Origin of the sequence: Chitinophaga sp., assembly GCF_036569185.1 — a bacterium.
Taxonomy (GTDB): Bacteria; Bacteroidota; Bacteroidia; order Chitinophagales; family Chitinophagaceae; genus Chitinophaga.
The window spans coordinates 1-7620 of sequence record NZ_DATCRD010000123.1; the positions used below are offsets into that span (position 1 = coordinate 1).

Here is a 7620-nt window from a genome sequence, read left to right on the forward strand (position 1 = left end):
GAACCATGTTTATCAGTACAACAACAATCAGGGTACGTTACGGGGAAACAGATCAGATGGGATACCTGTATTATGGCAATTACGGGCTGTATTATGAAGTAGGCAGGGCGGAAGCCATACGGGAGCTGGGGTTCAGCTACAGGGAACTGGAAGAGCAAGGGGTGATCATGCCGGTGGCGGAACTGAATGTGAAATACCTGCGTCCGGCCTATTACGACGACCTGATAACGGTAAAGACTATACTGAAAGAGTTGCCGAAAACTTCCAAGATACAGTTTCACAGTGAGTTGTATAACGAAAAGAATGAATTGCTGAATGTTGGGGTGACCACGCTGGTATTCATTGACGTGAAAACAAAACAGAAAGCCGGTTTGCCGGAAGACCTGAAGAAAAGACTGGCACCGTTTTTTGAATAGCAGTATAAACAACGTGTATGGATAAGATCACCACCAGCATTATCACCATCGGGGATGAACTGCTGATAGGACAAACGATTGATACCAATTCCGCCTGGATGGCGCAGCAGCTGAATGCAATGGGGATCTGGGTGCACCGGCGTGTAGCCATCGGCGATATCCGGGAAGATATACTGGATGCATTGACAAAGGAATCAGCAGTGTCCGACATTGTACTGATCACCGGGGGACTGGGGCCAACAGCCGATGATATTACCAAGCCCACCCTCTGCGAATATTTCAATACCAGGCTGGTACAAAACCAGGAAGCACTGGATAATGTGCTGCATATCTTTGAAAGCAGGGGATTGCCTATGCTGCAGCGGAATATAGATCAGAGCCTGGTGCCGGAAGCGGCCACTGTCATTGAAAACAAGAGAGGCACCGCACCAGGGATGTGGTTTGAGAAAGAAGGTAAAATATACGTATCCATGCCCGGAGTACCACATGAAATGAAGGGCATTATGGAGAACTATGTGCTGCCAAAACTCGAAGCGCATTTCAAAACCCCGGCAGTAGTACATCAAACCCTGGTTACTTCCGGTATGGGCGAGTCTTTCATTGCTGAAAGACTGGTAGCCTTCGAAGCAAAGCTGCCCGCTCATATCAAACTGGCCTACCTGCCCAGTTACAGCCTGCTGAAATTGCGTTTAACCGGGCAGGGGAAAGATAAATTGTCGGTAGCGGCGGAAGTGAGCATCCTGTTTCACCAGTTGAAAGAGCTGCTGGCAGATATCACGGTGACCGACCAGGATATTTCGATGGGAGAGGTGCTGGGCCACCTGTTGAAGGAAAAAGGCAAAACCATGGGCACGGCGGAAAGTTGTACCGGCGGATTGATTTCCAGCTGGATTACAGCAGTGCCGGGCAGTTCCGTTTATTTCAAAGGCAGCGCGGTAACATATGCCAATGAAATGAAGGTGAAGATGTTAGGAGTGAAGCCTGAAACCCTGCAGGCGCATGGCGCTGTAAGTGAAGCTACGGTCCGTGAAATGGCTGCAGGCGCCCTGGCACTGCTGCAAACCGATTATGTGATTGCCGTATCAGGCATAATGGGCCCCGATGGCGGTACGCCGGAGAAGCCCGTAGGCACTGTTTGGATAGCGGTGGCCAGCGTTGCAAAAACGATCACCGTTAAATACCAGCTGCGTTACGACCGGGAACGGAATACGCAAATGACAGCTGTTTATGCCATGAATGAGCTGCGCAAACTCATCCTGGAATAGGGATATTGACCTGGTTTGAATTGGTACAATTCCCGTATTTTTGTCGCGCACTAAAGCAAAAATCAATCTTATGGCCATTGTAGAATTGGTAATGCCAAAAATGGGGGAGAGCATCATGGAAGCCACCATTTTGCGCTGGCATAAAAAGGCGGGCGATCACGTAAAAGTAGACGAAACCGTACTTGAAATTGCCACCGACAAAGTGGATAGCGAAGTTCCTTCTACTGCAGAAGGAGAGATCACAGAGCTGCTCTTCAATGAAAATGATGTAGTACCGGTTGGTACTGTCATTGCCCGCATTAATACCAATGCCGATGCTGCGGCATCTTCCGCGCCCATTGCGCCCGCAGCGCCTGTATCCACTGAACCAAAATTTACGACAGCACCAGCCTATACCCCTGCTGCTGAAGCGCCCGTTTCCGGTGGCGGCGCCAAATTTTATTCCCCGCTGGTACTCACTATCGCACAACAGGAAGGCATCAGTTTTGCGGACCTGGAAAAGATCCCCGGTTCCGGCAATGATGGCCGCGTAACCAAAAGAGATATCCTGCAGTTTGTAGCAGACCGCCGCGAAGGAAAGGTGATCCCGGATGTAACGCCGGAACCGGCCACCTCCACTGCAGCCGCTACTACCAGCAAGCCGGTGGTGACCACTACAGTGGCTTCCCCTACCTACAACGGGAATGTGGAGATCATTGAAATGGACCGCATGCGTAAACTGATCGCCAATCACATGGTGATGAGCAAACAAACCAGTCCGCATGTAACCAGTTTTGCAGAAGCAGATGTGACCAACCTGGTAAAATGGCGGGATCGTGTAAAGGCGGATTTCGAGAAACGTGAAGGTGAAAAACTGACCTTTACGCCGTTGTTTATCGAAGCTATCATTAAATGTATCAAGCGTTTCCCGCTGATCAACTGCTCACTCGACGGGGATAAGATCATTATCAAGAAAGACATCAATATAGGAATGGCTACGGCTTTGCCCAGCGGTAACCTGATTGTGCCGGTGATCAAAAACGCAGATATGCTGAACCTCACCGGGTTAACGAAACAGGTTAACTATATGGCCAATTCCGCCCGTCAGAATAAGCTGAAACCGGAAGATACGCAAAGCGGTACCTTCACCCTCACTAATGTAGGCACCTTTGGCAGCCTGATGGGAACGCCTATCATTAACCAGCCGCAGGTAGCTATCCTGGCGGTAGGGGCCATCAAAAAACGCCCGGTGGTGATTGAAACGGAAGAAGGAGATACCATCGGTATCAGGCATATGATGTACCTCTCCATGTCGTACGACCACCGGATTGTAGATGGTTCCCTGGGCTCCACTTTCCTGAGCGCGGTGGCAAAGGAGCTGGAAAATTTCGATCCGAAAAGAGGAATTTAATAGTAACGTCTTTAAGCAGGAATGCAGCAGGGAAAAGCTCCCTGCTGCATTTTTTATCTTCCTGAAAACAAAAAAAGAGACGCCTCATAAGAGCGTCTCCTTAGTTCCTTAGTGCCGAATAAAGGGGATTTTATTAATAACGACGGTCGCGGGAACCATATCCTCCGCCGCCACGGTTATTACCACCGCCACCTTTGAAATTATTATTCGGTTGTTTAGGTCTTGCTTCGTTTACCATCAATTGCTTACCTTCGATTTCGCTGCCGTTCAAACTATCCATAGCCTTTGCTCCTTCTTCTTGATTAGGCATTTCCACAAAGCCAAAACCACGTGAGCGGCCTGTTTCGTGGTCTTTGATAACCTTAGCGGAGGTAACCTCTCCAAAATCGCTGAAAATCTGATGGAGATCCTCATCGTTCAACCTATAGTGCAGGTTGGCTACGTAAATGTTCATGATAACTGAAATTAAAAAAATGAAAAATAATATACTGAAGTTATGAAAATTACGCTAATAAAAAAGTTAGCGTTAAAATATTTTTGTATTTACCTTGTTTTTTACTACCATTTGACATAGGTAGATCCTTTGTAGTGAGCTGTTTGACTGGTGCGGAAATATTATTTAAAATAGTGCGTTGTAGCCGGAAAACCTTCCTTTTTACGGTTTTTTTTTCGTAAATTCAGCATATGATCCATTAAATTAAATTCATATGGGAGCGTTAAGTGAAACATGGTTTGCAGACGGGTATATAGATTTTGAGCTGAAAAAATACACGCTATTGGCCTATTTACAGGACATTAATCAACACTTCACCCAGAGCAGACTGTACCCGCAGTTGTCGGACATTATCTTTCATTACAACAACCTGGTGGCCTTCCGGGATAACAAACAATTTTTACAGCAACAGTTTCCGAAAAGACTAACGGCAGTGAATATCCAGAAACTGGAATTGCTGTATGAACAACTGATTGCCGATGATGAGCTGATGGAGGAACTGGAATCCATTATCCAGTATTCCCTGCCCCAGCTCAACAGCACGATCAAAGGGGGAACGGAAATTTATGAGTACGTGGCGGAACATCTTACTATTTTCCCGGTAGGACTGGTACCACTGGAAACGGCGGAAGGGTACCTGTTACTGTGCGATGGCCGGGGCAGGCAAACACTGGTGTATACGTACCGGCTCACCATTTTTGAAAGGCATGATGAAAAGTACAGGGGCATTCATACCCAATACCTCCAGGCCTATAAAAAAGACCTGGTACATACCATCAGCCATATCAAGAGCATGCTGATCCGGGAGCGCAACAGTTTACCCAACCCGGCTGTATATTGTGCAGAAACGCCGCTGGTAGTGCCTGTAAACGAAACGCTGCTGCCCATCGCTAAAAGAAGCCTGGTGAAGTATATTGCGCAGGAGGCTGCATAGCAGCTAATTTAATGACGGGGCACTGGTTGCTCCGTCATACCGGATCTCCAGGGTATGATCTTTCAGGAATGGAGCATAATACTGCTCCATTACCTTCCTTATTTTCTCTTTTGATTGCTGTATGTAAGTGGGATTACTTTCCAGCTGGGCACGGGAGGTTTGATAAAGTTTTTTCTGTACATCCGTATAGGTTTCATCGTCCTGGGTCAGCAGCCATCCCTTACGGTTGGAGGTTTCCATTTTGTCCATTTTCAGTTCATAGCTGAGCAGCCGGGGCGCCGGTAAACTGATAATGATCTTCTTATCAGTCATTTGTACTTTAAACGATTTATCGTCGATATTGACCCCGTATTTAGCCTGGTACGGAATGGTTACCCATACGGTGTTTTCCAGGAATGCTTTCTTCAGGTTGTCGGTCCAGTCACCGCTGTTTTCAATATTACTTCTTTTGATACTGGCGCTTCCCTGCACATCCAGGCTGGCCAGTTCTGCAATTTCTTTTACAATAGTGCTGTTGGAAATTACCTGCTGGCTCACATTGGTGCTGCCAAAGCGCTTACCCAGCCAGAATACCAGGAGCGTAAATAAAATGAATACAACGAGGTAAAGGATTTTCTTCATACCTGTAAATGTAATAAAAACCAGGGAGGCTTAGAGCGGATAGGCGTTACCGTTATCGGGTAAGACTATCAATAAGCGCAGCATGTTCCGGGTAAGCTGCCTGCAGCGGCGCTTTTTCTGCCAGTTCAAAATCTGCAAAATCAAACCCCGGCGCTACGGTACAGCCGGCCAGTGTATAGCCTCCGGGCACTTCTACGCGGGAAGCAAACCAATTGCCCGCTGTAATGATCACCTGTAAACTTTCATTGTTCTGGATATCCCGTCCAAGCTTATGTACCAGCAGTTCTCCGCCGGGAACTATTTCATAGATCGTTAATGTACTGCCATCATAAAAATGCCAGATCTCATCCGCGGCAATGCGATGGAATGCGGAAAACTCCCCTTCTTCCAACAAAAAATAAATGCAGGTGGAAGCATTGCGGTTACCGCTCATACCAGCCGGAAGCGTGGCCATATCAAGTACCCATTGGGAGCGGTAGGTTTCGCGGAATGCGCCGCCTTCCACATGGGATTGCAGTTTCAGTTGTTCGCGCCAGTGGGCGGCAGAATATTGCATAGTTATGCCTGTTAGGACCGGTAAGTTAAATAAAAAATCTTCGTATATAGAACAGGGTTATACTCCACATGATGGTTCCGGGCAACGTGCAGGGCGGCCCGGGAAATAAAGTAATGATACCGGCATGTAAAAAATATATAACCCGTATCTCTATAGATACAAGTTATATTCGTTTCGGATACGGCCCGGATACGGGGAATATCCGGGGGAAACCAGGAGTATCCATACAGTATCCATTTTGTTAACTGGCTACCGCCACCTGCTGCAGGTTGTTCACCGGCATGTGCGCAATAGTACCTGTTGCCCCTGCAAAATAAGAAGGAGTTTCGTGATTAAACAATAAATAATCTTTGATAAACATTGCCTGGTTATACCACGGAGTGGCTGCCACCGGTGTTTCCCATTCCGGTAAATTCAGCTGTCGGAGTGCGCTCAGGGCCGTTTTATAACGGATCATCCGGGCATACAGCTGCGGAGGAATACCTACTATTTTGCTGAAGATCCTTTCCAGGGTAGGACGGGAAAGCCCATAACGCGCTGTCAGTTCTTCTATACTTACATTGCCCTGCATAATCACCAGGTAATCTGCCATATCGTCTACTCCATGCAGATTACCGGGTTGTTGTGAAAGCGCATGTAAACAGGCCACATCCAGCAGCGATTCTACACGTTGCGGATCCCTTTCCTGCTGCAGGGCGTTTATCAGCTCCTGCCATACAGGTTGTGCGGCGGTGAGGCTGCGGTAGTAATTGGTGAAACTGGCGGCGTCCATTCCTAAAAGCCGGTAGCATCCGTATGCGTTCAACTGTACAACTGCCGCTTTTACCGGCCCCTGTACCTGTAACTGGCAGGCGCAGGTAAGATGCCCTAATACAGCACCGGCAGGTAAGGTAAATGCTTTGTGGTTCGCTGGTTTCACTTCAGCCTTCCCTTCAAGGATGAATACCATGTACTGATCGCCCAGGGCAAACAGGTTTTGTGGCAATTGGATAATACCACGGGTATCATCTTCCCAGTAATAATATTGCTTTACAAAAGGACGCAATGCATCCGCAGGATGATGAATATGGAAGTTCATAGGTACAAAAATGTGGTGTTTAAGGATATCGCTATCGCTGCAGATCACACCATACGCTAAAAGTGGCGATGTTGATGTAAATATATGTTAAATAATTTATATTAAGGAAAATATATTTGGAGGATAGGGAAGGGATTGGGGGAGAAGGGGTTATGTTATTTGAGTGTTTTTAACAGGTCTTTTGCGGGAACTTCTATTGGGTTACCATTTTTATCGCCTACAATTAATGTTTTGTTTTCCGCTGCGCTGGATTCCACCAACTTCCGCATGGCTATTTTCATGCCCTGCATCACTTTGGCGGAAAGCTCCAATAGTTCTTTTTCTTTATTGTTCATGGTGGATGCTTTGTCTTAAAATAACATCCCAAATGTAAGATTTTATGACCAATTTAATGGTGTTACCAGAACCCAATATTATCTCTTCCGGGGAAGTGTACATGTTATCAATAACCAGCCAATGATTACAAATTGGAATATACAGGTTTATAAGATTTTTAATTCCCCTGTAAAATCTTCGTTTAATTATTTCCGATGGAATACTATGGCCGCCTTCCAATACTCTTTTGGCTACCCTGTTTATTGCAAATGCAGGTGATTCGAGCCAGAAAAAAAGTAAGATAACTTCATATCCAATTGCCTGAGCTGTTTTAATTAAAGGAACGTAACTTCTCGTAGCTAAGGTGGTTTCAAATGCAAAGTCTGCTTTCTCAAGTATTAGCTTATGGATCTTTATTAACATTATTCTTCCAGCCTGTAACGCAACGCTTTCGGGATTACCGGGGCATATGCCAGCAGCAATAATATCAGCATTCACAAATTCTTTGCATTGAAACATTTCAGGCAATAAGGTTAAACTGGCGGTTGTTTT

Annotated in this window: 10 protein-coding genes; 4 read left to right on the forward strand and 6 right to left on the reverse strand. The window is 46.4% G+C overall.

Annotation, left to right across the window (positions count from 1 at the left end; translation table 11 throughout):
• The 3 genes from VIM72_RS08630 to VIM72_RS08640 all read left to right on the forward strand — a co-directional run.
• A partial coding sequence (locus tag VIM72_RS08630; RefSeq protein ID WP_332002435.1) for a thioesterase family protein occupies positions 1-416 on the forward strand: 416 nt, incomplete at its 5' end.
• A gap of 17 nt (positions 417-433) precedes the next feature.
• Positions 434-1681 carry a competence/damage-inducible protein A gene (locus VIM72_RS08635; protein ID WP_332002436.1) on the forward strand — a complete coding sequence of 416 codons (1248 nt, stop codon included), beginning with the start codon at positions 434-436 and terminating at the stop codon, positions 1679-1681.
• 70 nt (positions 1682-1751) lie between these two features.
• Positions 1752-3071 (forward strand): dihydrolipoamide acetyltransferase family protein, encoded by a 1320-nt coding sequence (locus tag VIM72_RS08640; RefSeq protein WP_332002437.1) that lies wholly within the window; start codon positions 1752-1754, stop codon positions 3069-3071.
• A gap of 133 nt (positions 3072-3204) precedes the next feature.
• Here VIM72_RS08640 and VIM72_RS08645 read toward each other — a convergent pair whose 3' ends face one another.
• Positions 3205-3525 (reverse strand): RNA recognition motif domain-containing protein, encoded by a 321-nt coding sequence (locus VIM72_RS08645; protein WP_079468754.1) that lies wholly within the window; start codon positions 3523-3525, stop codon positions 3205-3207.
• Between the two features lie 253 nt (positions 3526-3778).
• On the opposite strand from VIM72_RS08645, the gene VIM72_RS08650 reads away from it, so the two are divergent.
• Positions 3779-4498 (forward strand): hypothetical protein, encoded by a 720-nt coding sequence (locus VIM72_RS08650; RefSeq protein ID WP_332002438.1) that lies wholly within the window; start codon positions 3779-3781, stop codon positions 4496-4498.
• 3 nt (positions 4499-4501) lie between these two features.
• Here VIM72_RS08650 and VIM72_RS08655 read toward each other — a convergent pair whose 3' ends face one another.
• The 5 genes from VIM72_RS08655 to VIM72_RS08675 form a co-directional block, all read right to left on the reverse strand.
• Positions 4502-5119, reverse strand: a complete 618-nt coding sequence (locus VIM72_RS08655) for a DUF4230 domain-containing protein (RefSeq protein WP_332002439.1) — start codon at positions 5117-5119, stop codon at positions 4502-4504.
• 52 nt (positions 5120-5171) lie between these two features.
• On the reverse strand, positions 5172-5675 hold the full coding sequence (locus VIM72_RS08660) for a cupin domain-containing protein (RefSeq protein WP_332002440.1): 504 nt from the start codon (positions 5673-5675) through the stop codon (positions 5172-5174).
• Positions 5676-5916: 241 nt separating this feature from the next.
• Positions 5917-6753 (reverse strand): DUF6597 domain-containing transcriptional factor, encoded by an 837-nt coding sequence (locus VIM72_RS08665; protein WP_332002441.1) that lies wholly within the window; start codon positions 6751-6753, stop codon positions 5917-5919.
• A gap of 155 nt (positions 6754-6908) precedes the next feature.
• Positions 6909-7088 (reverse strand): hypothetical protein, encoded by a 180-nt coding sequence (locus VIM72_RS08670; protein WP_332002442.1) that lies wholly within the window; start codon positions 7086-7088, stop codon positions 6909-6911.
• The coding region (locus tag VIM72_RS08675; RefSeq protein WP_332002443.1) for a zeta toxin family protein at positions 7078-7620 on the reverse strand (543 nt) is incomplete at its 5' end. The genes VIM72_RS08675 and VIM72_RS08670, both read right to left, overlap by 11 nt.

Excerpts from the sequence above, each read along its gene's own strand:
- VIM72_RS08650 (WP_332002438.1), top strand. The coding sequence starts at position 3,779 with ATGGGAGCGTTAAGTGAAACATGGTTTGCAGACGGGTATATAGATTTT.
- VIM72_RS08660 (WP_332002440.1), bottom strand. The coding sequence starts at position 5,675 with ATGCAATATTCTGCCGCCCACTGGCGCGAACAACTGAAACTGCAATCC.
- VIM72_RS08645 (WP_079468754.1), bottom strand. The coding sequence starts at position 3,525 with ATGAACATTTACGTAGCCAACCTGCACTATAGGTTGAACGATGAGGAT.
- VIM72_RS08635 (WP_332002436.1), top strand. The coding sequence starts at position 434 with ATGGATAAGATCACCACCAGCATTATCACCATCGGGGATGAACTGCTG.
- VIM72_RS08640 (WP_332002437.1), top strand. The coding sequence starts at position 1,752 with ATGGCCATTGTAGAATTGGTAATGCCAAAAATGGGGGAGAGCATCATG.
- VIM72_RS08655 (WP_332002439.1), bottom strand. The coding sequence starts at position 5,119 with ATGAAGAAAATCCTTTACCTCGTTGTATTCATTTTATTTACGCTCCTG.
- VIM72_RS08665 (WP_332002441.1), bottom strand. The coding sequence starts at position 6,753 with ATGAACTTCCATATTCATCATCCTGCGGATGCATTGCGTCCTTTTGTA.
- VIM72_RS08670 (WP_332002442.1), bottom strand. The coding sequence starts at position 7,088 with ATGAACAATAAAGAAAAAGAACTATTGGAGCTTTCCGCCAAAGTGATG.